23 protein-coding genes are annotated in these 25,105 nt (G+C 65.4%); 19 read left to right on the top strand and 4 right to left on the bottom strand.

Annotated features, from left to right (window positions below; all coding sequences use genetic code 11):
- Window positions 1–7: 7 nt before the first annotated feature.
- Complete coding sequence (locus K0F86_RS07705; protein ID WP_219133850.1) at window positions 8–604, top strand: O-methyltransferase; 597 nt, start codon at window positions 8–10, stop codon at window positions 602–604.
- On the opposite strand, the gene K0F86_RS07700 is transcribed toward K0F86_RS07705, so the two are convergent.
- Entirely contained in the window at window positions 605–1,114 is a 510-nt protein-coding gene (locus K0F86_RS07700) for a GAF domain-containing protein (protein ID WP_306823188.1), read from the bottom strand.
- Window positions 1,115–1,181: 67 nt separating this feature from the next.
- Window positions 1,182–2,072 (bottom strand): LysR family transcriptional regulator, encoded by an 891-nt coding sequence (locus K0F86_RS07695; protein WP_257572032.1) that lies wholly within the window; start codon window positions 2,070–2,072, stop codon window positions 1,182–1,184.
- Between the two features lie 83 nt (window positions 2,073–2,155).
- Between K0F86_RS07695 and K0F86_RS07690 the strand changes: the two genes are divergently transcribed.
- The 13 genes from K0F86_RS07690 to K0F86_RS07630 all read left to right on the top strand — a co-directional run bounded on the left by K0F86_RS07690 (window position 2,156) and on the right by K0F86_RS07630 (window position 18,498).
- Window positions 2,156–3,148 (top strand): aldo/keto reductase, encoded by a 993-nt coding sequence (locus tag K0F86_RS07690; protein ID WP_219133849.1) that lies wholly within the window; start codon window positions 2,156–2,158, stop codon window positions 3,146–3,148.
- A 129-nt stretch (window positions 3,149–3,277) separates the two neighbouring features.
- Window positions 3,278–4,123 carry a protein-glutamate O-methyltransferase CheR gene (locus K0F86_RS07685; RefSeq protein WP_219133848.1) on the top strand — a complete coding sequence of 282 codons (846 nt, stop codon included), beginning with the start codon at window positions 3,278–3,280 and terminating at the stop codon, window positions 4,121–4,123.
- Between the two features lies 1 nt (window position 4,124).
- Window positions 4,125–4,733 carry a chemotaxis protein CheB gene (locus K0F86_RS07680; RefSeq protein WP_219133847.1) on the top strand — a complete coding sequence of 203 codons (609 nt, stop codon included), beginning with the start codon at window positions 4,125–4,127 and terminating at the stop codon, window positions 4,731–4,733.
- Between the two features lie 106 nt (window positions 4,734–4,839).
- Entirely contained in the window at window positions 4,840–5,964 is a 1,125-nt protein-coding gene (locus K0F86_RS07675) for a hybrid sensor histidine kinase/response regulator (protein WP_219133846.1), read from the top strand.
- Window positions 5,961–9,359, top strand: a complete 3,399-nt coding sequence (locus K0F86_RS07670) for a PAS domain S-box protein (protein ID WP_257572031.1) — start codon at window positions 5,961–5,963, stop codon at window positions 9,357–9,359. The genes K0F86_RS07675 and K0F86_RS07670 overlap by 4 nt, the downstream gene beginning before the upstream one ends.
- Before the next feature lie 47 nt (window positions 9,360–9,406).
- Window positions 9,407–9,805, top strand: a complete 399-nt coding sequence (locus tag K0F86_RS07665; protein WP_099762835.1) for an MAPEG family protein — start codon at window positions 9,407–9,409, stop codon at window positions 9,803–9,805.
- A gap of 106 nt (window positions 9,806–9,911) precedes the next feature.
- Window positions 9,912–11,591 carry an ATP-dependent DNA helicase RecQ gene (locus tag K0F86_RS07660; protein ID WP_219133845.1) on the top strand — a complete coding sequence of 560 codons (1,680 nt, stop codon included), beginning with the start codon at window positions 9,912–9,914 and terminating at the stop codon, window positions 11,589–11,591.
- Window positions 11,592–11,677: 86 nt separating this feature from the next.
- Window positions 11,678–12,718: a ligase-associated DNA damage response exonuclease gene (locus K0F86_RS07655; RefSeq protein WP_219133844.1), complete on the top strand. Its 1,041-nt coding sequence runs from the start codon at window positions 11,678–11,680 to the stop codon at window positions 12,716–12,718.
- Window positions 12,711–14,348 (top strand): ATP-dependent DNA ligase, encoded by a 1,638-nt coding sequence (locus K0F86_RS07650; protein ID WP_219133843.1) that lies wholly within the window; start codon window positions 12,711–12,713, stop codon window positions 14,346–14,348. Before K0F86_RS07655 ends, K0F86_RS07650 begins: the two co-directional genes overlap by 8 nt.
- Entirely contained in the window at window positions 14,345–16,810 is a 2,466-nt protein-coding gene (locus K0F86_RS07645) for a ligase-associated DNA damage response DEXH box helicase (protein WP_219133842.1), read from the top strand. Before K0F86_RS07650 ends, K0F86_RS07645 begins: the two co-directional genes overlap by 4 nt.
- The gene (gene pdeM, locus K0F86_RS07640) at window positions 16,807–17,481 is read left to right on the top strand and encodes a ligase-associated DNA damage response endonuclease PdeM (RefSeq protein ID WP_219133841.1); all 675 of its coding nucleotides are present in this window, start codon (window positions 16,807–16,809) and stop codon (window positions 17,479–17,481) included. Before K0F86_RS07645 ends, pdeM begins: the two co-directional genes overlap by 4 nt.
- A 193-nt stretch (window positions 17,482–17,674) precedes the next feature.
- Complete coding sequence (locus K0F86_RS07635; RefSeq protein ID WP_219133840.1) at window positions 17,675–18,052, top strand: KGG domain-containing protein; 378 nt, start codon at window positions 17,675–17,677, stop codon at window positions 18,050–18,052.
- A gap of 173 nt (window positions 18,053–18,225) precedes the next feature.
- Window positions 18,226–18,498: a hypothetical protein gene (locus tag K0F86_RS07630; RefSeq protein WP_219133839.1), complete on the top strand. Its 273-nt coding sequence runs from the start codon at window positions 18,226–18,228 to the stop codon at window positions 18,496–18,498.
- A gap of 109 nt (window positions 18,499–18,607) precedes the next feature.
- Here K0F86_RS07630 and K0F86_RS07625 read toward each other — a convergent pair whose 3' ends face one another.
- The gene (locus K0F86_RS07625) at window positions 18,608–19,105 is read right to left on the bottom strand and encodes a pyridoxamine 5'-phosphate oxidase family protein (RefSeq protein WP_219133838.1); all 498 of its coding nucleotides are present in this window, start codon (window positions 19,103–19,105) and stop codon (window positions 18,608–18,610) included.
- Window positions 19,106–19,368: 263 nt separating this feature from the next.
- Here K0F86_RS07625 and K0F86_RS07620 point away from each other — a divergent pair, with 263 nt between their 5' ends.
- Genes K0F86_RS07620 through K0F86_RS07600 form a run of 5 tightly spaced genes read left to right on the top strand, consistent with a single transcriptional unit; the run spans window position 19,369 to window position 23,847 of the window.
- Complete coding sequence (locus tag K0F86_RS07620; protein WP_219133837.1) at window positions 19,369–20,022, top strand: PepSY-associated TM helix domain-containing protein; 654 nt, start codon at window positions 19,369–19,371, stop codon at window positions 20,020–20,022.
- Window positions 20,023–20,054: 32 nt separating this feature from the next.
- A complete protein-coding gene (locus K0F86_RS07615) occupies window positions 20,055–20,570 on the top strand; it encodes a DUF2271 domain-containing protein (protein WP_099403641.1) in 516 nt (171 codons plus the stop codon).
- A gap of 10 nt (window positions 20,571–20,580) precedes the next feature.
- Window positions 20,581–21,405: a DUF4198 domain-containing protein gene (locus K0F86_RS07610; RefSeq protein WP_219133836.1), complete on the top strand. Its 825-nt coding sequence runs from the start codon at window positions 20,581–20,583 to the stop codon at window positions 21,403–21,405.
- A 26-nt stretch (window positions 21,406–21,431) separates the two neighbouring features.
- Complete coding sequence (locus K0F86_RS07605) at window positions 21,432–22,469, top strand: FAD:protein FMN transferase (protein ID WP_219133835.1); 1,038 nt, start codon at window positions 21,432–21,434, stop codon at window positions 22,467–22,469.
- Between the two features lie 13 nt (window positions 22,470–22,482).
- On the top strand, window positions 22,483–23,847 hold the full coding sequence (locus K0F86_RS07600; RefSeq protein ID WP_219133834.1) for a sulfite reductase subunit alpha: 1,365 nt from the start codon (window positions 22,483–22,485) through the stop codon (window positions 23,845–23,847).
- 15 nt (window positions 23,848–23,862) lie between these two features.
- On the opposite strand, the gene K0F86_RS07595 is transcribed toward K0F86_RS07600, so the two are convergent.
- Window positions 23,863–25,092 carry a DUF2325 domain-containing protein gene (locus K0F86_RS07595; RefSeq protein WP_219133833.1) on the bottom strand — a complete coding sequence of 410 codons (1,230 nt, stop codon included), beginning with the start codon at window positions 25,090–25,092 and terminating at the stop codon, window positions 23,863–23,865.
- Window positions 25,093–25,105: the final 13 nt, after the last annotated feature.

Below are 25,105 nucleotides of genomic sequence, written 5' to 3'. Positions count from 1 at the left end.
AGCCATCATGGCAAGCGCCGATACCATCGATACCCTGCTGGACGAACTGGAAGCGTTCGGTCTGGCCAATGATGCTGAACATGCCGAGCGCGCCAGCCGCATGCTCAACATCACGCGCGACACGGGCGAATTGCTGGCCGTGCTCGTGCACGCGCGCGGCGCACGGCGGGTGCTGGAAATCGGCACCTCGAACGGCTACTCGACCCTGTGGCTGGCGCGCGCGGCGCGCTCGCTGGGCGGCAGCGTGGTGACGGTGGAAAAGGAGCAGGACAAGTTCGACATGGCGCATGCGAACTTTGCGCGCGCGCAATTGCAAGGCGTGATCGGCCAGCTGCTGGCGGACGCGGGCGACGTGCTGCGCGATGCGGCGGACGGCGCCTACGATTTCATCTTTCTCGATTCCGCGCGCCAGCAGTACGAACAATGGTGGCCGCAGCTGGACCGCGCGCTGGCGGCCGGCGGCGTGCTGGTGGTCGACAACGCCAGTTCGCACTACGCGGACATGGCGCAGTTCCTCGATGCCATCCGTGCCGACAGCCGCTATACGGCCTGCCTGGCCACTGTCGGCAAGGGCGAATTCATCGCCGTCAAGGCGGGCAACTAGTTATTCAGCAACAATCGCCGCTTCCAGCACGCGCACCAGCGATTCGACGCCTTGCGCGTCGATATCGTCGAAGCGGCCGACCAGTGGGCTGTCGAGGTCGAACACGCCGATGATCTGCTCGTGCGCAAACACGGGCACCACCAGTTCCGAACGCGAATTGACGTCGCAGGCGATGTGGCCCGGAAACGCGTGCACATCCTGCACGACGATGGATTTGCCTTCGACCACGGTGGTGCCGCACACACCGCGGCCCTTCTTGATGCGGATGCAGGCCGGCTTGCCCTGGAACGGTCCCAGCACCAGTTCCTCGCCTTTCAGGAAATAAAATCCGGCCCAGTTCAGGCCCGGCATGGTGTTGAAGACCAGCGAGCTGAAGTTGGCCGTATTGGCGATGAAGTCGGTTTCGCCCGACAGCAAGCCTTGCAGCTGCGAGCGCAGGTCCGCATACATGGCTTGCTTGGCTGCGGGAGTATCGGTGGCGTAGGCGGCGTCGCTGATAGTAAACGTCATGGTCGTGGTGGCGCGCAAAATGGGGAAGGCGTTATGGTAGCGCGTCTGGCGCATCCGCGCGCGGCCTTCACTTTGTCAGATGTTCTTGCGCCAGCTGGCGCAGCAGGGGCAGGGCCGCATGGCCGTGTTCTTGCCGCCAGGCCAGGCCGATGCCGGCCGCCAATTCCTCGCCCTCCAGCAATGGCCGGTAGGCCACGCCAGCGAGACGCAGTGCGCGGAACGAGTCGGCCAGCAGCGCCATGCCCTTGCCGGCCGCCACGTCGCCGAGCAGCACATGGTGGTCCACGGCTTCGCGCAGGAAGGCGGGCGCGAAGCCGTGGCGGCGAAATACCTGCTGGCAATGGTCGAAGAAGGCGGGCTGGCGCGCCCGCTCGAACCAGTAGACGGATTCCTGCGCGATATCAGACAGGCCCAGCTTGCGCTTCTTCGCCAGCCGGTGGCCGGCGGGCAGCGCCAGCATCATGGGCTGGCGCGCCAGCGGCTGCACGGCCAGCTCGAACGTGGCGCTGGGTAGCGCCAGCAGGGCCGCGTCGAGCTGGCCCTTGCGCACGCTAGCCACCAGGCGCGGCGATGGCGCCGCCGTCAATTCCAGCCGAATATTGCCCAGCTGCCCCTCCAGCGCCGCCAGCAGCGGGCGGAACAGGCCTGCCGCCACGGAGCTGGTCAGGCCCAGGCGCAGGCGCTCCGGGGCGGCATCGCGCTGCAGCGATGTTTGCGCCAACTCCAGCAAATCGAGGATGTGCAGCGCCTGCGGCAACAGGGTGCGGCCCGCCTGCGTCAGGGCCACGCCCTGCGTGTCGCGCTCGAACAATCGCGCGCCCAGTTTTTCTTCCAGCGTCTTGATGGCGCGCGACAGGGGCGGCTGGGTCATGTGCAATTGCTCCGCCGCCTGGCGGAAGTTCAGGCAGCGGGCGACGGCGCAGAACAGGGTCAATGCATGGGTGTCGAGGGCTCTCATACCAGAAAGGTATCACGAAATTGCGCATTCCCTCGCCAGCCGGCGCAGCCTAGACTGGCCGTATTGACGTGAGGGAGATGAACATGCAACTGCAACAACGACGCATCGGCCATAGCGGCTTGAGCAGCTCGGCACTGGGCCTGGGCTGCATGGGCATGTCGGAATTCTATGGCGCCACGGACGAGGCGCAATCGATGGCTACGCTGGAAGCGGCCCTGGCGGCGGGCGTGACCCTGTTTGACACGGCCGACGCCTACGGCTTCGGCCACAACGAGCAATTGCTGGGCCGTTTCCTGGCCCGCCATCGCGGCCAGGCGCTGGTCGCCACCAAGTGCGGCCTGGCGCGCGAGGCGGGCAGCTATGCGCGCCGCGTCGACAATGCACCCGCCTATATCCGCCAGGCGTGCGAGGCGTCGCTAACGCGCCTGGGCGTGGATGCCATCGACCTGTTCTACCTGCACCGCCTGAACCTCGATACCCCACTGGCAGACTCGATGGGGACGCTGGCGCAATTGCGGCAAGAAGGAAAAATTCGCGCCGTGGGCCTGTGCGAAGTGAGCGCCGCCACCTTGCGGCGCGCGGCGGCGCTCTGCCCCGTGGCCGCCGTGCAGAGCGAATACTCGCTGTGGACGCGCGAGCCGGAGCAGGGCGTGCTGGCCGCCTGCCGCGACGTGGGTGCCAGTTTCTTTGCCTACAGCCCGCTGGGCCGCGGTTTCCTGACGGGTGCCATCGCCGATGCGGCCAGTCTCGACGCGGGAGATTTCCGCCAGTTCAATCCCCGTTTTGCCGTCGACAACCTGGCGCGCAACCAGGCCATCGTCGCGCAGGTCCGGGACCTGGCGCGCGCAAAGGGCTGCACGCCGGCCCAGCTGGCGCTGGCCTGGCTGCTGGCGCAAGGCGACGACATCATTCCCATTCCCGGCACCAAGCGCATCGCGTATTTGCACGACAACCTCGGCGCGCTGGCCGTGCACCTGGACGGGGCGGAACTGGCGGCGATGAACGCCGCCTTTCCCCTGGGCATGGCGGCGGGGGCGCGCTACACGGAGGAAGGCATGAAGGGCGTGGATGCCTGAAAAAAGTGGGCCGAGCGTACGCCAGCGTACCTAACTGACGCTTTTCCTGCGGGATAATCCCCTGTGATCTGCTAGCATTTCGGCTGGCCCCATGCGCCCGCGAAGTGGTGCGGGGTCGGGGAATGCTGCATGGATAGAAGGGTGGATGTCAAATTGCTAGATGATGATATTTTCGATATCGAACTGAAGTTATTACTTGAGGGAATACTGCTGCGGTATCAGCACGATTTCCGCGATTATTCCGTGGCGTCCCTGCGCCGGCGCATGCGCCAGGCCATGGAACGCTTCGGCTGCGCCAGCCTGTCGCAGTTGCAGGATCGCATCTTGCACGAGCCGGCCATGTTCGCGCAGATGCTGCAATTCTTTACGGTGCAGGTGAGCGAGATGTTCCGCGATCCCGCGTATTTCCGCGCCTTGCGCGAAAAAGTCGTGCCCGTCCTGCACACCTATCCCTCGATCAAGATCTGGGTGGCCGGTTGCAGCAGCGGTGAAGAGGTGTGGTCGCTGGCGATCTTGCTGGAAGAGGAAGGCTTGCTCGAACGCAGCATGATTTATGCGACCGACATCAATGTCGAGGCGCTGGCCGCCGCCGAAGCGGGCATCTATTCGGTCGAGCGCATCGCCCAGTTCAGCGAAAACTACCAGCTGGCGGGCGGCAAGCGTTCGCTGTCCGACTATTACACGGCCGCCTACAAGGGCGCCATCTTTGACCGGCGCCTGCGGCGCCAGTTCGTCTTCGCCGACCATAGCCTGGCGACGGACAGCGTGTTTTCGGAGGTGCACATGGTTTCTTGCCGTAACGTCATGATTTACTTCAATAAAGACTTGCAAGACCGCAGCCTGGGCCTGTTCCACGAAGCGCTGGTGAACCGGGGCTTCCTGGGCCTGGGCATGAAGGAAAGCTTGCATTTCAGCCGCCACGCGGCCAGCTTCAACGAGCTGAGCCCGGCTGAACGCATCTTCCAGCGTGCCTGACATGTTGCCGACCTGCGACATGGCGCCACCGCCCGCCGGCCTGCGCCTGATCGCCATCGGCGCCTCGGCCGGCGGCGTGGAAGCGCTGGGTACCGTGCTGCGCGCCTTGCCCGCCACCTGCTGCGCCACCGTAGTGGTGGTGCTGCACCTGGCGCCGGGCCGCTCCAGCCAGTTGCCGCAGCTGTATGCGGCGCGCTGCCAGCTGCCCTTGCGCGAAGCGCAGGACAAGGAACCGCTGCAAGCGGGCGTCGTGTATTTCGCGCCGCCCGACTATCACCTGCAAATTGAACCCGATGGCTGTTTTTCCCTGTCGCAGGAAGAACCCGTGTATTTTTCGCGCCCGTCCATCGATGTCCTGCTGGAAACGGCAGCCTACGCCTACCGGCGCGCCATGCTGGCCATCATCCTGACGGGTGCTTCGGCCGACGGCGCGGCGGGACTGGCGCGCGTGCGGCAACTGGGCGGCAGTGCCTGGGTGCAAGACCCGCAGCGGGCCAGTTGTGGCATCATGCCGGCGGCCGCGCTCAAGCTGGCCGGCGCCGACCGCGTGCTCGATTTGCCGCAGATGGCTGCCAGCCTGGCCTTGCTCGGTGATGGCGAACACAAGTGAATGGGAGTGGGGCAGTGCGTGTAATATATGTGAGAATTGAAACAATGTTGATGTTCATATCGAAACACGATGGCATCTTGCCGTTGCGATGCCTGAAGATGATTCCGTGACCGCTCCTATCCATATCCTCGTCGTTGACGACATCGCGCAAAACCTGGTCGCCGCCGAAGCCGTGCTGGCACGGCCCGGTATTGTCATCCTGAAAGCAAGTTCAGGCGCAGAAGCGCTGGAATTGCTGTTGACGCATGAAGTCGCACTGGCCCTGATCGACGTGCAGATGCCGCAGATGGACGGTTTTGAACTGGCCGAACTGATACGCGGCAGCGAACGCACGCGCGGCATCCCCTTGATTTTCCTCACGGCCGCGTCGCGCGAACCGAGCTACAGTTTCCGTGGCTACGAGGCGGGCGCCGTCGATTTCCTGTACAAGCCCATCGACGTGAAAGCCTTGCAAAGCAAGGTGGCGGTGCTGGTGCAGCTGTACCAGCAAAAGCGCGAATTGTCGGCCCAGCTCGACGAGCTCAAGCATGCGCTGCACCTCAATGAACTGTTCACGGCCGTGCTGGGCCACGACTTGCGCACGCCCCTGTCGGTGGTGATGAACGGCGCCATGCTGTTGCCGATGATGAGCGACCATCCGAAGGTGATCGTCACGGCGCAGCGCATCGAAAGCAGCGCCAAGCGCATGGCGCGCATGGTCGACCAGCTGCTGGACCTGGCGCGCATCCGTTCCGGCACGATGGAGTTGCGCGGCAGCACGCACGACTACCTGGCGCTGGCGCGCGCCATCGTCGAGGAATGCGAGACGGCCGGCCAGGCCCCGCTGGTCGAAGTCAGCAGTGTCGGCGAGCTGCACGGGCAATGCGATGCCGGCTTGCTGTCGCAAGTCATCTCGAATCTGTTATGCAATGCCATCACGCATGGCGAGGCGGGCACGCCGGTGCAACTGACCCTGGACGGACGCGACGCCGGCAGCATTGAATTGCGCATTGCCAACCGTGGCGTGATTCCCGCCGCTTTGCTGCCGACCCTGTTCGAACCGTTCCAGCAGGCAGGCGAGAAGCGCCGGACGGGGCAGGGCCTGGGACTGGGCCTGTACACGGTAAACATGTTCGTCAAGGCCCACGGCGGCACCGTCGAGATCAGTTCGACGGCCACGCAGGGCACGCTGGCGACGGTGCGCATCCCGCGCCAGTGCCAGGTGTGCGTGCAAGCGGGACTGGCCACATGAGCGGCGATATGCGCGCGCCAGCCTGGCCGCTTGGCGGCGGCGGCATGGGCGAACTGGTACGCCAGCATGACTGGTCCGCCACCAGCCTGGGCGCCCTCGAAGGCTGGCCCGCCAATTTGCGCACCAGCGTCGACATCATGCTCAATTCGCCGATGGCGATGGTGCTGATGTGGGGCCCGCAGCACGTCATGATTTACAACGACGATTACATCCAGATCGCCGGCGCGCGCCATCCGGCGGCGCTGGGCGGCACGGTGCCGGTCGTCTGGCCCGAAATCTGGGACTGGAACGCACGCATCCTCGCAGCGGGACTGCGCGGCGAGACGCAGGTGCACCGCGAGCGCTGTTTGCCGCTGTTGCGTGATGGAAAACCGACGGATGTGTGCTTCGACCTGTTTTATGCGCCCGTGCATGGCGCCGACGGCCAGGTGGACGGCGTGCTGTGCACGGCGCTGGAATTGACGGCGCGCATGGAAGAGGGGCGCCAGCTGAAGCTGGCCACGGCCGAGCTGGGCCAACTCAATACCACCTTGCAGGCGGAGAGCGAGGCCGTGCGCGCGGCCAACCGCCGCCTGGGCGAGGAACGCGCGCTGCTGCGCGCCCTGTTCCAGCAGGCGCCCAGCTTCATGACCATGCTGCGCGGGCCACAGCATGTGTTCGAGCTGGCGAATGAGCATTATCTGCGCCTGGTGGGCCGCCCCGAACTGGAGCTGCTGGGGAAAACCGTGGAATCGGCCTTGCCTGAGGTCAAGGCGCAGGGCTTCATCGAACTGCTCGACCAGGTCTACCGCACGGGCGAGCCGTTCGAAGGGCGCCAGGTGAAGGTGGATTTGCAGACGGCGGACGGGCAGACGGGCCAGCGCCAGATCGACTTCGTCTACCAGCCCATCAAGGATGACGAGGGCGTGGTCACGGGCATTCTCGTCGAGGGCATCGACGTCACCGAGCGCATGGAAGGCGAGGAGCGCTTGCGCCTGGCCCAGCAGGCGGGCGGCATCGGCACTTTCGAATGGTTTCCCGAGACGGGCGCGATGCTGGTGTCGCCTACCTTCCGCCGCCTGTGGGGCATTGCCGACGAGGTGGAAGTGACGGAGCGCCTGCTGGTGAGCCTGGTCGATGCGCGCGACCAGCAAAAGGTCGGACCCAGCAAGCTTGATCTGGCGCCCAATCCCCTGGAATACGTGGAGTACCGCATCCGCCGCCCTGCCGACGGCGCGCTGCGCTGGATCGCGCGCCAGGGCGAGGTGTTCGCCGGCCGCATGCCGGGCCAGCGCCGCTACGTGGGCGTATCGTTCGACGTGACGGAGCGGCGCCAGATCGAGGATGAACTCAACGCCAGCCAGGAGCGCATGGCCGCCATTTTCGGCCAGGCTTCCGTGGGCTTGTCCGAGCTGGGCCTCGATGGCCGTTTCCAGCGGGTCAACGGCGCCCTGTGCCGCATGCTGGGGCGTTCCGCCGAAGAGCTGCTGAGCCTGAACATGAACGACATCCTGCATCCGGCGGATGTGCCTGGCAACAACGTACTGTTCCAGCGCCTGGTGGAAACGGGTGAGTCTTTCTCGCTGGAAAAACGCTATTTGAAACCCGATGGCTCGCAAGTGTGGGTGTCGAGCAATGTCAGTCGCCTGGTCGATGAGCAGGGTCATACGCGTTCCCTGATCGCCGTCAAGACCGATATCACGGACCGGCGCCGCGTGGAAAAGGCGCTGCATGAATTGAACGAAACGCTGGAGCACCGTGTCGAACAGGAAGTGAGCGAGCGCACCAAGGCCGAAGACGCCTTGCGCCAGGCGCAAAAGATGGAAGCCGTGGGCCAGTTGACGGGTGGCATCGCGCACGACTTTAACAATGTGCTGCAAATCATCTCCGGCAATTTGCATTTGCTGCACCACCTGACGGGCTCGGATGGCCTCATGCGCCAGCGCCTGGACACGGCGATTGCCGCCGTCGAGCGGGGCGCCAAGCTGTCGTCGCACCTGCTGGCGTTTGCGCGGCGCCAACCGTTGAAACCCGTGGTGGCCGACCTGGCCCGCGTGGTGCGCAACATGGATGCGCTGCTGCGGCGCGCCCTGGGTGAAGCGATCGACATCGTGCTGGTGGGCGGCGGCGGGTTGTGGAATACCCTGGTCGACCGCAGCCAGATCGAGAACGTCATCCTGAACCTGGCCATCAACGCGCGCGACGCCATGGATGGCGCGGGCAAGCTGACCATCGAACTGGGCAATGTCGTGCTCGATGAACAGTATGTGCACAAGCTGGTCGACGTGCCGGCCGGACAGTATGTGATGCTGTCGGTGACGGACACGGGCCGCGGCATGAGCGGCCCCGTGCTGCAGCGTGCGTTCGAGCCGTTTTTCACCACCAAGCCGGAAGGCGCGGGCACGGGCCTGGGCCTGTCGATGGCGTATGGTTTCGTCACGCAAAGCCGCGGCCATATCCGCATTTACAGTGAACCTGGCGTGGGCACGGGAGTCAAAATCTATTTGCCCCGTTCCCTGATGGCCGAAGCGGACGAGGAACTGGAATTGAGCGGCGTCGTCACGGGCGGCACGGAAACCGTGCTGGTGGTGGAAGACGACGTGGGCGTGCGCACTACCGTGGTCGACATGCTCGGCGCGCTCGGCTATACGGTGCTGAAAGCCGAAGATGGAGAAAGCGCGCTGGCCGTGCTGCACAGCGGCGCGCAGATCGACTTGCTGTTTACGGACGTGATCATGCCCGGTCCCGTCAGCAGCACGGAGATGGCGCGCCAGGCGCGCGAGTTGCAGCCCGATATCGCCGTCTTGTTTACCTCGGGCTACGCGCAGGATGTGATCGTGCACGAGGGCCGGCTCGACGCAGGCGTGGAATTGCTCAGCAAGCCATACCGGCGCGAAGAGTTGGCGCGCAAGCTGCGCCATGTGCTGGCCAACCGCCAGCAGCAAATGCGCGCGCGCCAGTTTGAACGGTCCGGCGCGCCGGTGGCCGGCTCTCCGGCAAGCGTGCTGGGGAGCGGCACGCCGGGGCTGGACCTGACGGGTCATGCGCCAACACCACAGGGGGACATGCCGACATCGATGAAGATACTCGTGGTGGAAGACAATCTCGATTCCCAACTGATGGTGTGCGAACTGGTGGGCATGCTGGGCCACACGGTCAGCGGCGTGTCCGATGGCGAGGCGGCGTGGAAATTGCTCAACGAGCAAGACTTCGATATCCTGTTTACCGATGTCAGCCTGCCCGGCATGTCCGGCATCGCGCTGGCGCGCATGGTGCTGCGCGAGAAACCGGATATGCGCATCATCTTTTCCACCGGCTATGGCAAGGAATCGATGGATGAGCTGGGCTTTTCCGCCAGTGTCTTGCGCAAACCCTATGATTTGACGGAATTACAAGCGGCACTCGACCAATCCTGACGGGCACGCGCCGGTACGGCCTGCCTACCCCACCCACAGAGGTAAAGATGACTCCTGAACTGACCATGCTGGGCTGTACTTTGGTGCTGGCGCTGGTGCAAATCCTGCTGCCCGCGCTGTTCCGCACGCGCGAAACGGGCACGGCGTATAACGTCAGCGCGCGCGACGGCGACGGGCCGCCCGTGGGCAAGATCACGGGCCGCTTGCAGCGGGCCCAGGCGAACCTGTTCGAAACCTTGCCCCTGTTCGCCGCCGCCGTGCTCATCGCCCACGTGACGGCGCAGGAAAGCGCGCTGACCCTGTATGGCGCGGCCCTGTACCTGGCCGCCCGCGTGCTGTATTTGCCCCTGTACGCGTTCGGCGTGCCCGTCGTGCGCACGCTGGTCTGGTGCGTGTCGATTGCCGGTCTGCTGATGCTGTTCTGGGCCATCCTGTTCGCTTCCTGAATTCCTACGCTGGCTGTAGCAGCCGTCCTATGGTCGTACGCCAGGCCCGGCCGTAAAGTGGCGGCAAGCTGGCAATCGGCGCCGGCATGTGAGGGACCGGACCACGATGGCGACTACCATTTCTGCAGTGAGCGAACCGGGCAGTGCCCGCCAGCGCAAGATCCAGCGCCTGCTGCGCTCGGTATTCGGCATCGCGCGCCTGCGGGCGGGCCAGCAGGACGTCATCGACAGCGTGCTGGCCGGACGCGACACCCTGGCCATCATGCCCACCGGCAGCGGCAAGTCGCTGTGCTACCAGCTGCCCGCCGCGCTGTTGCCCGGCGCGACTCTGGTCGTGTCGCCGCTGATTTCACTGATGAAAGACCAGCTGGAAAAGCTGCACGCACTGGGCATCACGGCCGTGCAGCTCAACAGCAGCCTGTCGCGCGCCGAGGAAGACGACGCCATCGCCCGCGTCGCCCGGGGCGGCAGGCTCATCATCTTTTGCACGCCGGAACGCCTGGCCAGTCCCGCCTTCCTGTCCCTGCTGGCCGGCGCGCCGCCCAGCCTGGTCGTCATCGATGAAGCCCATTGCATTTCCCAGTGGGGCCACGACTTCCGTCCCGCCTACCTGGACATCGCGGCGGCCCTGCGCGCGCTGGGCCGCCCGCCCGTGCTGGCCTTGACGGCCACGGCCACCGGGGAAGTGGTGGCCGATATTGATACGCAACTCGCAGCGCGCAAGCTCAACGTCATCAATACGGGCACCTACCGCGCCAATTTGCGCTACCGCGTGATCCAGGTCACGAATGCCGGCGAGAAACAGGATGCAGTCCTGCGCCTGCTGCGCGAAACGGCCGGCGTGGGCATCGTGTACGCGGCCACCGTCAAGGCCGTCGAAGACCTGGCGGCGCGGCTGGAGGCATTGGGCGAGAGCTTCACGTGCTACCACGGCAAGCTGGCGGCGCGCGAGCGCAAGCACAACCAGGACTTGTTCATGGGCGGCGAGCGCCGCATCATGGTCGCCACCAACGCGTTTGGCATGGGCATCGACAAGCCCGACACGCGCTTCGTCATCCACTTGCAGGTGCCGGCCAACCTGGAAGCGTATTACCAGGAATCGGGCCGGGCGGGGCGCGACGGCTTGCCCGCCGACTGCACCTTGCTGTATTTCCAGGAAGACAAGCGGGTCCAGCAGTTTTTTCTGGCCAAGCGCTATCCCACGGCCGACGATTTGGCCACCATCGTGGCGGTAGCGCAAGAATTGCCAGCCACGTTTGCTTTCGCTGCGCTGGCATCCAGCCTGCCCGAGTTTTCCGACGGCCACCTGAAGGTATGCCTGAAACTGTTGAAAGACGGCAAGTTGCTGCGCCAGGACCGCAAGCTGGGCTACAGCCTGAAAGCGCCCTCGGCCAGCTCGCCCTCGTATGCGCAACTGGCGCAGATCTACGTCGACAAGCAGGAGCGCGACAAGCAGGCGCTCGAACAAATGGTGGCCTATGCGCAAAGCGGCTTGTGCCGCTGGAAACTGCTGCTCGATTACTTTGGCGATGCCGGCGATTTCGAGCGCTGCTGCGCCTGCGACAATTGCCAGTCGCCGCCCGCGCTGGCCGCGCCCATTTCCCTCGACGAGTTGCCGCCTGCTCCCGCGCCAGCGCCAGCGCCCCAGATCGCCGTCGGCAGCCGCGTGCGCGTGCCACGCTACCAGATCGGCACCGTGCTGTCGGTGGCGGGCGACCAGGTCACGATTGCCTTTCCGGAAAATACGACGCGCACCTTCATGGCCGAGTTTGTCGCACCGGCTTGAATCCATGGTGCGCTGTCGAACAGTGATCGGGCGCAAGAGCGCTAGAATCAGCCCATTCCAACGCGTTTTAAGGTAGGGGGCAGGGCATGGCGGACATGGTGGTGGTGCGCAAGGAAGGCTTGTACTGTGTGCCGGGTCAGTTCTACATCGACCCGTGGCGCCCCGTCGAGCGCGCCATCATCACGCATGCGCATGCCGACCATGCGCGCGTCGGGCACCGGCACTACCTGTGCGCGGCCGACGGCGAGCAAGTGCTGCGCGCGCGCCTGGGCCCCGTGTCCATCCAGGCGCTCGCGTATGGCGAGACCATCGAACACCACGGCGTGCAGGTGTCGCTGCATCCGGCCGGCCACGTGCTCGGTTCTGCCCAGGTGCGCATGCAGTATGGCGGCGCAGTGTGGGTGGCGTCGGGCGACTACAAGCTGCAGCCCGACCCTACTTGCGCACCGTTCGAGTCCGTGCGCTGCGATACCTTCATCACGGAATCGACCTTTGGCCTGCCCATCTACCGCTGGCAGGCGCCGCAGGAAATATACGACGACATCAACCAGTGGTGGCGCAGGAATGCGGCTGACGGACGCACCAGCGTGCTGTTCTGCTATGCCTTCGGCAAGGCGCAGCGCATCCTGGCGGGCCTTGACGCCAGCATTGGTCCCATCATCTGCCATGGCGCGGCGCAAGCCCTGACGCAGGTCTACCGCGAATCGGGCGTGGCCTTGCCCGCCACCGTGATGGTGGGCGAGGTGACGGACAAGGCCGCCCTGAAGACGGCGCTGGTGATCGCGCCCCCGTCGGCGGCCGGCTCGCCGTGGATGAAGCGTTTCGGCGACTACAGCGATGCGTTCGCCAGCGGCTGGATGCTGCTGCGTGGCGCGCGCCGGCGGCGCGGCGTGGACCGGGGTTTCGTGCTGTCCGACCACGCGGACTGGCCCGGCCTGATGCAAGCGATCAAGGCCACGCAGGCCGAACGCATCATCGTCACGCATGGCTCGATTCCCGTGATGGTGCGCTGGCTGCGGCAGAACGGCTGGCAGGCGGGCGGTTTCGAGACGGAATACGGCGACGACGAGGCCGATGACGGTGCGCCCGGTGCCGCCACGGCAGCGGAGGAAGTCACCCATGCGTGACTTTGCCCGGCTGTACGCGGAACTCGACGAGACGACCTCCACCAGCCGCAAGCTGGCGGCGCTGCAAGCCTATTTTCGCGGCGCGTCGCCCGAGAACGCGGCCTGGGCCGTGTATTTCCTGGCCGGCGGCAAGCCGCGCCAGGCCGTACCCACCCGATTGCTGCGCGAATATGCGACCGAACGGGCGGGCCTCGATGCCTGGCTGTTCGACGAGGCCTATCACGCCGTGGGCGACCTGGCCGAAACCATCGCCCTGATCCTGCCCGCACCCGCCAAACGCAGCGACGTGGGCCTGGCCGAATGGGTCGAGCAGCGCATCGCACCCTTGCGCGGTGCCGCGCCGGATACCATCCGCGCCGCCCTGCTGGAATACTGGGACGAGCTGGAAACGCGCGAACGTTTTCTGCTGATCAAGCTGATCGGCGGCGGCTTTCGCGTGGGCGTGTCGAAACTGCTGGTGACGCGCGCGCTGGCCTCCATCGCCGCCGTCGACAGCAAGCTGATCGCCCAGCGCCTGATGGGCTGGACCGATGGCAAGGTCAGCCCCACGGGCACGGGATTCTTGAAACTGATCGCCGCGCCGTCCGATGGCGAACATGCGCTGCGCGGCGGCCAGCCTTACCCCTTTTTCCTGGCGCACCCCTTGCAGGCGGCGCCGGAGAGCCTGGGCGAGCTCGCCAACTGGCTGGTCGAATGGAAATACGATGGCATGCGCGCCCAGCTGCTGCGCCGCGATGGCGTGAACTGGCTGTGGTCGCGCGGCGAGGAATTGATCACGGAGCGCTTTCCCGAACTGGCGCAGCTGGCCTTGCCCGAGGGCACCGTGCTCGATGGCGAAATCCTCATCTGGCAGCCGGGCGACGTGCCGGCGCCATTTGCCGATTTGCAACAACGGATGGGCCGCAAAACGGTCTCGCCCAAGTTGCTGGCCCAGCTGCCCGCCGTGCTGGTGGCCTACGACGTGCTGGAACTCGATGGCGTGGACGTCCGCCAGTTGCCCCAGCTGGAACGGCGCGCGCTGCTGGAAAGCGTCGTGGCCGGCGTGCATTCTCCGGCGCTACGGCTGTCGCCGCGTGTTGAGGCGCCTAGCTGGAAGGCATTGGCCGCCATCCGCGAGGAGTCGCGCGCGCGCGGCGTGGAAGGCCTGATGCTCAAGGCCGTGTCGGCCGCGTATGGCGTGGGCCGCACGAAAGACGTGGGCACGTGGTGGAAATGGAAGATAGCCCCGTATGCCATCGATGCCGTGCTGATCTACGCCCAGGCGGGCCACGGCCGCCGCGCGTCGCTGTACACGGACTATACGTTCGCCATCTGGGATGAAGGGGACGGCGAGCAGGGGGAGCGCAAGCTGGTGCCGTTCGCCAAGGCGTATTCAGGCTTGACCGATGCGGAGATCGCGCAAGTCGACGCGGCCATCCGCAAGACGACGATAGAAAAATTCGGCCCCGTGCGCAGCGTCAAGCCGACGATGGTGTTCGAGATCGGCTTCGAGGGCATCGCCGCGTCCAGCCGCCACAAGGCGGGCATCGCCGTGCGCTTTCCCCGCATCCTGCGCCGCCGCGAAGACAAGACAGTCGCCGACGCCGACACCCTGGCCACCCTGCAAGCCATGCTGGCGCACAACACATGAGCAAGAGCGCGCTGGCGCAGCGCATCGATGCGTGGTTCACGGGGCGCGGCTGGACGATCTTTCCCTTCCAGCGCGCCGTCTGGCGGGCTAGCGCGCAGGGACAATCGGGCCTGCTGCATGCGAGTACGGGGTCCGGCAAGACGTATGCCGTCTGGTTCGGCGCCTTGCTGCGCGCCGAGCGCCTGGCGCGTAAGAGTAAAAGGCAGGGCTTGCGGGTGCTGTGGATCACGCCCATGCGGGCGCTGGCGGCCGACACGGTGCGCGCATTGCAGGCGTCCGGCGAAACGCTGGCGCCCGGCTGGCGCATCGAGGCGCGCACGGGCGATACCAGCGCCGCGCAGCGGGCGCGGCAGGCGAAAGCGTGGCCCGAGGTGCTCGTCACGACGCCGGAAAGCCTGTCCCTGATGCTGAGCCAGGCGGACGCGCAGGAACGCTTCAGCCTGCTGGAAACGGTGATCGTCGACGAGTGGCACGAATTGATGGGCAGCAAGCGCGGCGTGCAGGTGCAGCTGGCGCTGGCCCGTTTGCGCCGCTGGCAGGACAAACTGATGACGTGGGGCCTGTCGGCCACCCTGGGCAATCTGCGGCAGGCGCAGGATGTCTTGCTGGGAGAGCAAAGCGATGGCGTGCTGGTGGAAGGCAAAATTAAAAAACGCATCCTTGTCGACAGCCTGATTCCCGTGAACCCCACGCGCTTTCCCTGGGGCGGCCATTTGGGCATCCAGATGCTGCAGCCGCTGATCGCCGAGATCGAGGGCAGCGCCACCACGCTGGTGTTCACCAACACGCGTTCGCAGGCCGAGCTGTGGTACCAGCACCTGCTCGATGCGCGCCCCGACTGGGCGGGACTGATCGCCTTGCACCACGGTTCGCTGGACCGCGAAGTGCGCGAGTGGGTCGAACAGCACCTGAAGACGGGGGCGCTGAAAGCCGTCGTGTGCACGTCCAGCCTGGACCTGGGCGTCGATTTCCTGCCCGTCGAACGGGTGCTGCAGGTGGGCAGCGCGAAAGGCATCGCGCGCCTGGTGCAGCGGGCAGGGCGCAGCGGCCACGCGCCGGGGCGCATTTCGCGCGTCACCCTGGTGCCCACCAACAGCCTGGAATTGCTGGAAGCGGCCGCCGCCCGCGCTGCCCTGGCGCAGGGCCACCTGGAAGCGCGGCCCGTGCCGGACAAGCCGCTCGACGTGCTGGTGCAGCACCTGGTGACGATCGCGCTGGGCGGCGGTTTTGACTCGCCCGCGCTGTACGCGGAAGTGCGCGCGGCCTGGTCCTACCGCCACCTGACAGCGGACGAGTGGCAATGGGCGCTCGACTTCGTCGCGCGCGGCGGGCAAAGCCTCACCGTGTATCCGGAATACCGCAGAGTGCTGCCCGACGATGCTGGCATTTACCGCGTGCCGGATGTGGCGCTGGCGCGGCGCCACCGCATGAGCATCGGCACCATCGTCTCGGAAGCGGCGATCCAGGTCAAGTTCCTTGGCGGCGGACGAATCGGCAGCATCGAGGAATCGTTCATCGCGCGCCTGAAGCAGGGCGACCATTTTCTGTTTGGCGGGCGCATCCTGGAATTCGTGCGCGTGCACGAGATGACGGCCTACGTGCGGCGCGCTACGGGCAGCCGCGGCGCCGTGCCGCGCTGGCAGGGCGGCAAGATGCCGCTGTCGTCGGAACTGGCGCACGCCGTGCTGGACCAGTTGCAGCTGGCGCAGCAGGGCAAGGCCAGCGGGCCGGAAATGCGCGCGCTGGCGCCGCTGCTGGCCATCCAGCGGAAATGGTCCAGCCTGCCCACGCGCACCGACTTGCTGGTGGAAACCTTGTCCAGCCGCGAAGGCCATCACCTGTTCGTGTATCCGTTCGCGGGCCGCTCCGTGCACCTGGGCCTGGCGTCCCTGCTGGCCTACCGCATCGCGCGCGTGCAGCCGGCCACCTTGTCGATCGCCGTCAACGATTACGGCTTTGAATTGCTGGGCGCGGACGATATCGCGTTTGCGCCGCTGCTGACGGCCGCCAGCGGCGCCGATCTTGCCCTGTTCAGCACGGACAATTTGCTCGAAGACGTGCTGGCCAGCCTGAACGCGACGGAACTGTCGCAGCGGCGCTTCCGCGAAATCGCCCGCATCGCCGGCCTCGTGTTTCAGGGCTATCCGGGCCAGCCGAAAAGCGCGCGCCAGTTGCAGGCCTCGTCCTCGCTGTTCTTTGAAGTGTTCCGCAAGCACGACGCGGCCAATTTGCTGCTCACGCAGGCGCAGCGCGAAGTGCTGGAACAGGAACTGGAACTGACGCGCTTGCGCGCCACCTTGCGCGAGCTGCATGGACGCAGCATCTGCCTGCAGGCGCTGGAGCGCGCCTCGCCATTTGCCTTCGGCCTGATGGTCGAGCGCTTCCGCGAACAGCTGACGACGGAAAAACTGTCGGACCGGGTGGCGCGCCTGGTCAGCGCGCTGGAAAAGGCGGCCGCATGAGCGGGCAGCGGCAAGCGCACTGCGTGGTGGAACTGGCTGGCGAGAGCGTTTGGCTGTTGGCGCACAAGGCCGTGTACTGGCCGGCGCGCCGGATGCTGATCATTGCCGACATCCATTTCGGCAAGGCGGCCGCGTTTCGCGCGCTGGGTGTGCCCGTGCCGCGCGGCACCACCACGCAAAACCTGCTGGCGCTCGACGCCTTGCTGGCCAGTTACGCCTGCGAGGAAATCGTCTTTCTCGGCGATTTTTTGCATGCGCGCGCCGCCCATGCGGCCGCCACCGTGGCGGCCATGCTGGCCTGGCGCGCGCGCCATCGGGACGTACGCCTGACGGTGGTGCGCGGCAACCACGATGCGCATGCGGGCGATCCGGCCGCCGCGCTGGACATCCGCATGGTCGATGAACCGCACCAGGTGGGTAATCTGTCGTTCTGCCATCACCCGGACACCGTGGCGCCCGGCTATGTGCTGGCCGGCCACGTGCATCCCGTGTTTCACTTGCGCGCAGACCGGGGAGGCCTGCGCCTGCCATGTTTCCTGCTGGGCCGCGAGCGCGCCATCCTGCCCGCGTTTGGCGCCTTCACGGGCGGCCATGCGCTGCGGCCCGCAGCTGGCGAACGCGTCTACGTGACGGCCGACGCGGCGATCTTTCCGCTGCCCGCCCACAGCTGAGTATTAGATACTTTTGGTGGAAAACTGAAAGTAACTGCGCCACCGTGGGCGGGACTCATCCTACATGCGCTCTTGCCATCCTCCTATTTCTTGTGCCCCATGTGCGCACTAAGATGAGGGTTCCCTTGCCATGCGAGGGGGAAGAATTGCATGGTTTGCACTGTTTCGGATTCCATCGATCAAGGAGATCATCATGGCCACATCGAGCGACAATAAACAGCAAGGTAGTAAAACCAGTAGCAGCAGCGGCAGCAGCGGCAGCGGCAGCAAGCAAAGCGATACCAGCAAGCGTGGCTTCGCTTCCATGGACCCCGCCCAGCAGCGCGAAATCGCCAGCGAAGGCGGACGTGCAGCGCATGAAAAGGGCACGGCCCATGAATTCACGTCGGAAGAAGCGCGGCGCGCAGGCAGCCAAAGCCACAAGAACGATGCCAGCCGGCAAAGTGCCGCCAGTTCCAGCGGCTCGCGTGACAATGCCAGCATGAACCAGGAGGGCAACCGCGACAGTGGCAACAAGCAAAGCGGCGGCTCAGGTTCAGGGTCGGGCTCGTCCGGTTCGCGCAACAAGTAAGCGCAAGCCGTAGCAAGGCAATCTGGCCGGCGGGAATCGCGCATTGCCGCTGGCCAGTCGCAAAATTTTGATGCAATGCAGCAGGCATGGACTATGATGAAGTAGCGGCGTCGGCGATGGCCAGGCCGCAGTCAAGCTGCAATCCACTCGCACTCACGATCAGGGGGAAGATGATGGGTAACTCCACTACGCCGCAGCCCGGCAATAGCCAGGGCGGCACGCCGTCCATGCCGTCCACGCCGGGCAACAAGCAAAGCACGGCCGAGTCGGCCGAGAACTTTGTGCTGGTCGATAGCGAGCAGGGGCTCGATATCGGCGACGATCTGTTTTCCATCGGCGAAGTGCGGCGCGCCGACCGCTTGCCCCATCATCAGTCCGGTTCCGCCGGCCTGAGCCGACAGAGCGCCGACGATGCACCCGATACCACGGGCAGTACGGGGGTCTGAGCGGCCCTTCCTGGCTGTCTGATCATCCCCGCAGGGTCAGCCGTCAGGCGTGTTCGCGCACGTCGGCTGGCCATGCCAGCCTGTGCGCGGATAAATCAGGAAGGCCCTGCTACAGCTCGACCCGGCCATGTTCACCCAGGTCTTTCGGCGGCTCGCCCGTGATGGCCGCCTTGGCCATCTCATAAAATTGCATCATCTTGCTGGCGCTGCTGTCCCAATACTCGGCCGACTGGATCGTCACCTTGATCAGCGACAGTTTCGGATCGTCGAGTCCGCCCGGGAACCAGGCTTTTACCAGCGGGTTCCACAATTCCTCCGCCTTGGCGCGGTCCTTCAGCAACTGCGCGTGGCCGCAGACGGACACATACAGGCTGTCGCCCGTGTCGACAAAGCTGACGTTGACCTGCGGGTTGTTCAGCAAATCGCGCGTGTAGCTGGCCTCGTCCGAGACAAAGAACCAGATCTGCCCTTCGTTGTCGACCTGCTGCTGCGTCAGGGGCCGGCTGGTCAGCGTGCGCATGTCGTCGCTGGTGGTCAGCATGCCGAATTTGACGTCCTTGATCCTGGCTGCGATGCTGGCCAGTTGTTCGCTGGAATACGCTTGCATGGGTGCTCCCTTGTTGGTTGTCCTGAACAACAAGCATAGGCGCTTGCTACATGCTGCTCTGTACGGCAGCTTACGTAGCCGCGGAGCTTTGTTTCAAAGCTGTTACAAAACGCTGGCCCGGCGGGGTGCCCCATGTATTGACTTAATAAATGATAATCATTATCATTTGTTTGAAAATATCAGCATGCACTTTGATTGAAGGATGGGAATGAAGCACACTGACTTGTCGCGCCACCCGGCCCGCTCCTTGCCGGGAGCGAGCCATGGGTAATGCGGGCGCCGCAGACAAGGCCAAGAACAACGCCAGCCGCGCCGTCTGGCTGAAGAACTTGCATCAATGGCACTGGATCAGCTCAGCACTTTGCCTGTTGGGCATGTTTCTGTTTGCCATTACCGGCATCACCCTGAACCACGCTGGCCAGATCGAGGCCAAGCCGGCGATCACGCGCCAAAAGGCGCAGTTGCCGGCACCCCTCGTCACGGAACTGGCCGCGTATGCCGCCAGTCACGATGGCGCCAATGCGCCCATGCCGGCCGCCGCCGAGACCTGGCTCAAGCAGCAATGGTCGCTCAACGCGGGCGGCCGTCCCGCCGAATGGAGCGTCGACGAAGTCTACCTGCCGCTGCCCAAGGCGGGCGGTGACGCCTGGGTGCGCATCGGCCTGGAAGACGGCGCCGCCGAATACGAGTTGACGGACCGGGGCTGGGTATCCTGGCTCAACGATGTGCACAAGGGCCGCAACACGGGCGTGGCCTGGAGCTGGTTCATCGACATTTTTGCCGGCGCCTGCATCGTGTTTTGCCTGACGGGGCTATTGATTTTGAAGTTCCACGCGGCCAACCGGCCATTTACCTGGCCGATGGTTGGCCTCGGTATCTTGATACCTTGCGCGATCGCCTTGCTGTTTATTCACTGATCGTTTTTATTTTTCCTTTTTACAGGCACACCATGAAATTACGCTACTCCCTGGCGCTTGGCCTTCCCCTGATCGGTACGTCGGCGATGGCGGCCGACCTGGCCCTCAAGCTTGAAATCCCGCAACTGAACGTGGCGGAATACCACCGTCCCTACGTGGCGGCGTGGCTGGAAACGGCCGATCAAAAGGTGGTCGGCAACCTGACGGTGCTGTATGACGTGAAAAAGAAGGACAAGGCCGGCGAGAAATGGCTGAAGGACATGCGTCAATGGTGGCGCAAGAGCGGCCGCGACCTGGCCATGCCCGTCGATGGTGTCAGCGGTGCCACGCGTGCGCCGGGCGAACATACCCTGACTTTCCCCGGTGCCAAGGCCCTGCTCGACAAGCTGCCGGCCGGCGAATACCAGGTGGTGGTGGAAGCGGCGCGCGAAGCGGGTGGACGCGAACTGGTGCGCGTGCCGTTCCAGTGGCCGCTGAAATCGGCCCAGTCCGTGCCTGCCAAAGGCAAGGAAGAACTCGGCAATGTCGTCGTCCAACTCAAACCATAAGGCGCACATCATGTTCAAGCAATTCAATAAACCGCTGCTCGCCCTGGCCCTGGCCGGCCTGGCCATGAACGCCCACGCCCACCGGGGCTGGATGGTGCCATCGAGCACGATGGTGGAAAGCAAGGACGCCTGGGTAACGGTGGATGCGGCCGTCTCCGATGGCCTGTTCGAAATTGACCACCAGCCGCTGCGCCTGGACGCGCTGCAAGTCATCGGTCCCGATGGCGCGAAAGTGGCGCCGGCAAACACGGTGACCGGCCGCTTGCGCAGCGTCTTCGATGTGAAAATGGAAAAGCCGGGCACGTACAAGGCGGCCATCGTGTCGCAAAACGTGATGGCCAGCTACAAGCAAAATGGCGAGCAGAAGCGTTTCCGCGGCAACGAGGAAACCTTCAAGAAAGACATGCCGGCCGATGCGCAAGACGTGAAAATCACGCGCACGGCCAGCCGCCTGGAAACCTTTTTCAGCAATGGCGAAACCAGCACGGAAGTGTTCAAGCCGACGGGCGTGGGCCTGGAATTCGTGCCGGTGACGCATCCGAACGACTTGCGCGCGGGCGAAAAAGCCACGTGGCGCTTCCTGGTCGACGGCAAGCCGGCGGCCAACCAGGCCTTCAGCCTGGTGCCAGGTGGCGTGCGCTACCGTGGCGTGCTCGGTGAAATCCGCCAGAGCACCGATGCCAAGGGCGAGATCACGTTCACCGTGCCGGCGGCAGGCATGTATTACCTGAGCAGCACCTGGCCAGCGGCCGTACCGGCCGTGGCCGGCCAACCGCCAGCCATGCCCGAGCGCCGCATGACGTACGCGGCCACCGTGGAAGTGCTGCCGCAGTAAGCGGCGGCCTCTTCACGAGCTCGCCGATGCGCCGGGTCCTGCTGCCGCAGCATATGTCCGATCAGGTCGCGCCGCCCGGCGCCGCGATCCGGGACTTGCGCGGCCTGACCATGGGCACCAGCTGGTCGGTGCGCCTGGTCGAATCCGCCATGCCGGGACGCGCCGGCAGCGCCGACCTGCAGCAGGGCTTGCAGCAGCAGCTGGACCTGGTCGTGGCGCAAATGAGCCACTGGAGCGATGAGTCCGACCTGGGCCGCTTCAACCGAGCCGAGCCGGGCAGCTGGCACAGCCTGCCCGCCGCGTTTTGCGAGGTGCTGGGCTTTGCCATGCACGTGTCGCAAGCGTCCGGTGGCGCGTACGACCCGTGCGCGGGCACCCTCGTCAACCTGTGGGGCTTCGGCTCCCGCAATCGCTACGATGAACCGGGCTTCCTGCCGCCGAAAGACGATACCGTGGCGCTGCTGCTGTCGCAGCGCCAGCGCCGCCGCCTGGAGCTGGACTTGCCGGCCCGCCGCGCGCGCCAGCCCGGTGGCTTGCAGCTCGATTTGTCGGCCGTGGCGAAGGGCTATGGCGTGGACCGCCTGGCTCGCTACCTGGACAGCCAGGGCATCCATCACTACCTGGTGGAAGTGGGCGGCGAGCTGCGCGGTGCCGGCGGCAAGCCCGACGGCCAGCCGTGGTGGGTCATGCTGGAACAGGTCGATGGCGCCGATAGTGCCGAGAATGCGCAGCATCCCGCGGAAATGCTGCTGGCGCTGCACGGCCTCTCCGTGGCCACCTCGGGCGACTACCGGCGGTTCTTCCAGGATGGCACGGTGCGTTTTTCCCATACGATCGATCCGCGCAGCGGCATGCCGATCGCCAATCAACTCGCTTCCGTCACCGTCGTGCATGAGCAATGCATGGCGGCCGACGCCTGGTCGACGGCCCTGACGGTGCTGGGCGTCGAGGCCGGCATGGCGCTGGCCGAAGAGCAGGGCCTGGCCGCGCGCTTCCTGCAACGCGACGGCGCTGGCTTTCACGAAACGCTGAGCAGCCACATGCTGGCCATGCTCGACGAATGAACATTGATTCCCCATGATTTTTACGCACGATACGACACGGCTGGCCTTGCTGGCCGCCCTGTCCCTCAGCTACGCGGGCGTATGCCTGGCGCCCTGGCTGCGCGCGCGCGCCAAGCGCCGCGCGTCCGATGCCGCCAGGGCGGCGCTGGCCAACAGTCCTGCCTGGCTGGTGGCGTATGCGAGCCAGACGGGCAATGCCGAGGAACTGGCCACGCAAACGGCGCAGAGCCTGCAACTGGCCGGCATCCCCGTGCGCCTGTGCGCGCTGGCCGAACTCACGGCCCTTGATCTGCAACAAGCGGAACGGGCCTTGTTCCTGGTCAGCACCTATGGCGAAGGCGACGCGCCCGACAATGCGGCCGCCTTCATGGGCCGCCTGATGACGGGCGAACTGGCGCTGCCGCAATTGCATTATGGCGTGCTGGCACTGGGCGACCGCAGCTATGGCCATTATTGTGGCTTCGGCCGCGCGCTCGATGCCTGGCTGGCCGCGCAAGGCGCCTCGCGCCTGTTCGAACGCATCGAGGTCGACCGCAGCGCCAGCGCCGCCATCGAACAATGGTTCCAGCACCTGAGCCACCTGGCCGGCACCAGCGACGCGCCCGACTGGAGCGCCCCCGCGTTTGGCGACTGGAAATTGTTGCAGCGGCGTTTGCTCAACCCGGGCAGCGCTGGCGGCGCCATCTATCATGTGGAACTGGTGCCCGTGGCAGGCAGCTTGCCGGATTGGCAGTCGGGCGACCTGGTGCAGGTGACCGCGCCCGCCGACCCATCGCGGCCGCGCGAATATTCGATCGCCTCGATTCCGCACGATGGCGGCGTGCACTTGCTGGTGCGCCAGCATGCGCATCCCGACGGCAGCCTGGGCCTGGCCTCGGGCTGGCTCACGGCGCAAGCGGCAGTCGGTGACGTGGTGCAATTGCGCCTGCGCCAGCATAAACGCTTTCGCCTGGAAGACAATGCCCAGCGGCCGTTGATTTTGATCGGTAACGGCAGCGGCATCGCCGGCTTGCGCGGGCATTTGAAAAGCCGCGTGCTGGCAGGGCAACGGCGCAACTGGCTGATCTTTGGCGAGCGCAATGCGGCCCACGATTTCCATTATCGCGAAGAAATTGAAGGCTGGCATGCCAGTGGCGACTTGCCGCGCCTGGACCTGGCGTTTTCGCGCGACGAGGCGGAGCGGATGTACGTGCAGGACCGCCTGCGCGGCAATGCCGATGAAATCACATTGTGGCTGCAGCAGGGCGCCGCCATCTATATTTGCGGCAGTCTGGCCGGCATGGCGGGCGGTGTCGACCAGGCCCTGCAGGAGATGCTGGGCCGGCCCGCGCTCGATGTGCTGGCGGCCGAGGGGCGCTACCGGCGCGACGTGTATTAATACAGACGCGGCTGCTTACGGCTGGAGCGCGGCCAGCGGCGTCGCTTCCATCTCGCCGCTCACTTCCTGCAAGCCGCGCGCCAGGCTGGAAATGCTGGGGTTGTCGATGAAGACGCAGCGCTTGCCCGTGCGCTTGCAATAATCCTTCACGCGCCAGTAGGCGCTGTGGCTGATGCAGCCCGTCTGGCAAATCACCAGGTCGGCCGCCGCCAGGCTCGAATCGAGCAGGTTGGCGTTGTCTTCCAGGCCGCCGTCGTGGTGGGCGAACTGCGCGCCGACCCGCTCGATCAGGGCGCGGTAGGTGGCGACATTGCCGCTGCGCCCGCCCACGCACAAGACGCTTTGATCGACCAGGCGGATCGGCATTTTCAGCTTGCCGCCCGTCGGCACTTCCAGCTTCGGTGCCGGTGGCGGCACGGCGGCTACCGGGCGTGGCTGGGCCTGCTTTAATTCCGCGATTTGCTGGCGCAATTCTTTCTCGCGCTCATCCATTTGCGCCAGGCGTTCGACCAGGCGCGTGCGCGATTCCAGTGCCGGGATGGCGGCCTGCAATTGCGCCAGCTCAAAGCGCAAGCCATCGATGACGCTATCCTTGCCAATGGATTCGGCCCGCGTGCGCAGCAGCACGGCTTCCTGGCGGTCCAGCTCGCCCGTTTTTTCCGTCAGCATGGCCTGGCTACGCTGTTGCAGCTTGGCCAGTTCGTGCGTCAGGCGCGCATTTTCTTCCTGCAAGGCCGTAAATTTGCCCATGTCGGCGCGCACGCAGGCACCGGCCTGGTGCTGGATCATGTGCAAGTCGCGGCACATCTGTTCTTCCAGCTCGGCGTCGCAGCGCGGATGCGTCAGGCCGGCCCAGAAAGCGCCCGACACGTCGCCGTTGGCGACGGCCGTGCGCCACAGTTGCGCTACCTGCTCCGTGGTCTTGGCGCCGCGAAAGCGCAGGATGACGGGAGCGTAGCGGCGTTCGAGTTCCTTTTGCAGCGCTTCGGACAGGCGGTTGCGCACTCCGCATTCCGTCACGGCGCCTACGTGCACTTCGTAGTCGTCGGCCAGCACGCGTCCGCCCGTCATCTTGCCCACCAGCTTGCGCAGGTATCCCAATGGCAAACCCACGCCGACCAGCGGGCAATGGCAGGTGTGCGACAGTTCCCACAGCCGGCGGCGGCGCGAAGCGAGCGCGGCCGTTTCGGCCTCGCCGCTGGAACAATTGCTGATGACGGGCAGGGACTGGTCTTTGTCACACATGGCGATATCCTGT

The sequence above is a fragment of the Janthinobacterium sp. UMAB-60 genome, assembly GCF_900095235.1.
Lineage (GTDB): Bacteria > Pseudomonadota > Gammaproteobacteria > Burkholderiales > Burkholderiaceae_D > Janthinobacterium.
This window is presented reverse-complemented; position numbering and strand designations above follow the sequence as displayed.

Excerpts from the sequence above, each read along its gene's own strand:
- K0F86_RS07660 (WP_219133845.1), top strand. The coding sequence starts at position 9,912 with ATGGCGACTACCATTTCTGCAGTGAGCGAACCGGGCAGTGCCCGCCAG.
- pdeM (WP_219133841.1), top strand. The coding sequence starts at position 16,807 with ATGAGCGGGCAGCGGCAAGCGCACTGCGTGGTGGAACTGGCTGGCGAG.
- K0F86_RS07670 (WP_257572031.1), top strand. The coding sequence starts at position 5,961 with ATGAGCGGCGATATGCGCGCGCCAGCCTGGCCGCTTGGCGGCGGCGGC.
- K0F86_RS07605 (WP_219133835.1), top strand. The coding sequence starts at position 21,432 with ATGCGCCGGGTCCTGCTGCCGCAGCATATGTCCGATCAGGTCGCGCCG.
- K0F86_RS07680 (WP_219133847.1), top strand. The coding sequence starts at position 4,125 with ATGTTGCCGACCTGCGACATGGCGCCACCGCCCGCCGGCCTGCGCCTG.
- K0F86_RS07705 (WP_219133850.1), top strand. The coding sequence starts at position 8 with ATGGCAAGCGCCGATACCATCGATACCCTGCTGGACGAACTGGAAGCG.
- K0F86_RS07685 (WP_219133848.1), top strand. The coding sequence starts at position 3,278 with ATGGATAGAAGGGTGGATGTCAAATTGCTAGATGATGATATTTTCGAT.
- K0F86_RS07655 (WP_219133844.1), top strand. The coding sequence starts at position 11,678 with ATGGCGGACATGGTGGTGGTGCGCAAGGAAGGCTTGTACTGTGTGCCG.
- K0F86_RS07625 (WP_219133838.1), bottom strand. The coding sequence starts at position 19,105 with ATGCAAGCGTATTCCAGCGAACAACTGGCCAGCATCGCAGCCAGGATC.
- K0F86_RS07650 (WP_219133843.1), top strand. The coding sequence starts at position 12,711 with ATGCGTGACTTTGCCCGGCTGTACGCGGAACTCGACGAGACGACCTCC.
- K0F86_RS07690 (WP_219133849.1), top strand. The coding sequence starts at position 2,156 with ATGCAACTGCAACAACGACGCATCGGCCATAGCGGCTTGAGCAGCTCG.
- K0F86_RS07615 (WP_099403641.1), top strand. The coding sequence starts at position 20,055 with ATGAAATTACGCTACTCCCTGGCGCTTGGCCTTCCCCTGATCGGTACG.
- K0F86_RS07610 (WP_219133836.1), top strand. The coding sequence starts at position 20,581 with ATGTTCAAGCAATTCAATAAACCGCTGCTCGCCCTGGCCCTGGCCGGC.
- K0F86_RS07700 (WP_306823188.1), bottom strand. The coding sequence starts at position 1,114 with ATGACGTTTACTATCAGCGACGCCGCCTACGCCACCGATACTCCCGCA.
- K0F86_RS07630 (WP_219133839.1), top strand. The coding sequence starts at position 18,226 with ATGGGTAACTCCACTACGCCGCAGCCCGGCAATAGCCAGGGCGGCACG.
- K0F86_RS07665 (WP_099762835.1), top strand. The coding sequence starts at position 9,407 with ATGACTCCTGAACTGACCATGCTGGGCTGTACTTTGGTGCTGGCGCTG.
- K0F86_RS07620 (WP_219133837.1), top strand. The coding sequence starts at position 19,369 with ATGGGTAATGCGGGCGCCGCAGACAAGGCCAAGAACAACGCCAGCCGC.
- K0F86_RS07595 (WP_219133833.1), bottom strand. The coding sequence starts at position 25,092 with ATGTGTGACAAAGACCAGTCCCTGCCCGTCATCAGCAATTGTTCCAGC.
- K0F86_RS07635 (WP_219133840.1), top strand. The coding sequence starts at position 17,675 with ATGGCCACATCGAGCGACAATAAACAGCAAGGTAGTAAAACCAGTAGC.
- K0F86_RS07645 (WP_219133842.1), top strand. The coding sequence starts at position 14,345 with ATGAGCAAGAGCGCGCTGGCGCAGCGCATCGATGCGTGGTTCACGGGG.
- K0F86_RS07600 (WP_219133834.1), top strand. The coding sequence starts at position 22,483 with ATGATTTTTACGCACGATACGACACGGCTGGCCTTGCTGGCCGCCCTG.
- K0F86_RS07695 (WP_257572032.1), bottom strand. The coding sequence starts at position 2,072 with ATGAGAGCCCTCGACACCCATGCATTGACCCTGTTCTGCGCCGTCGCC.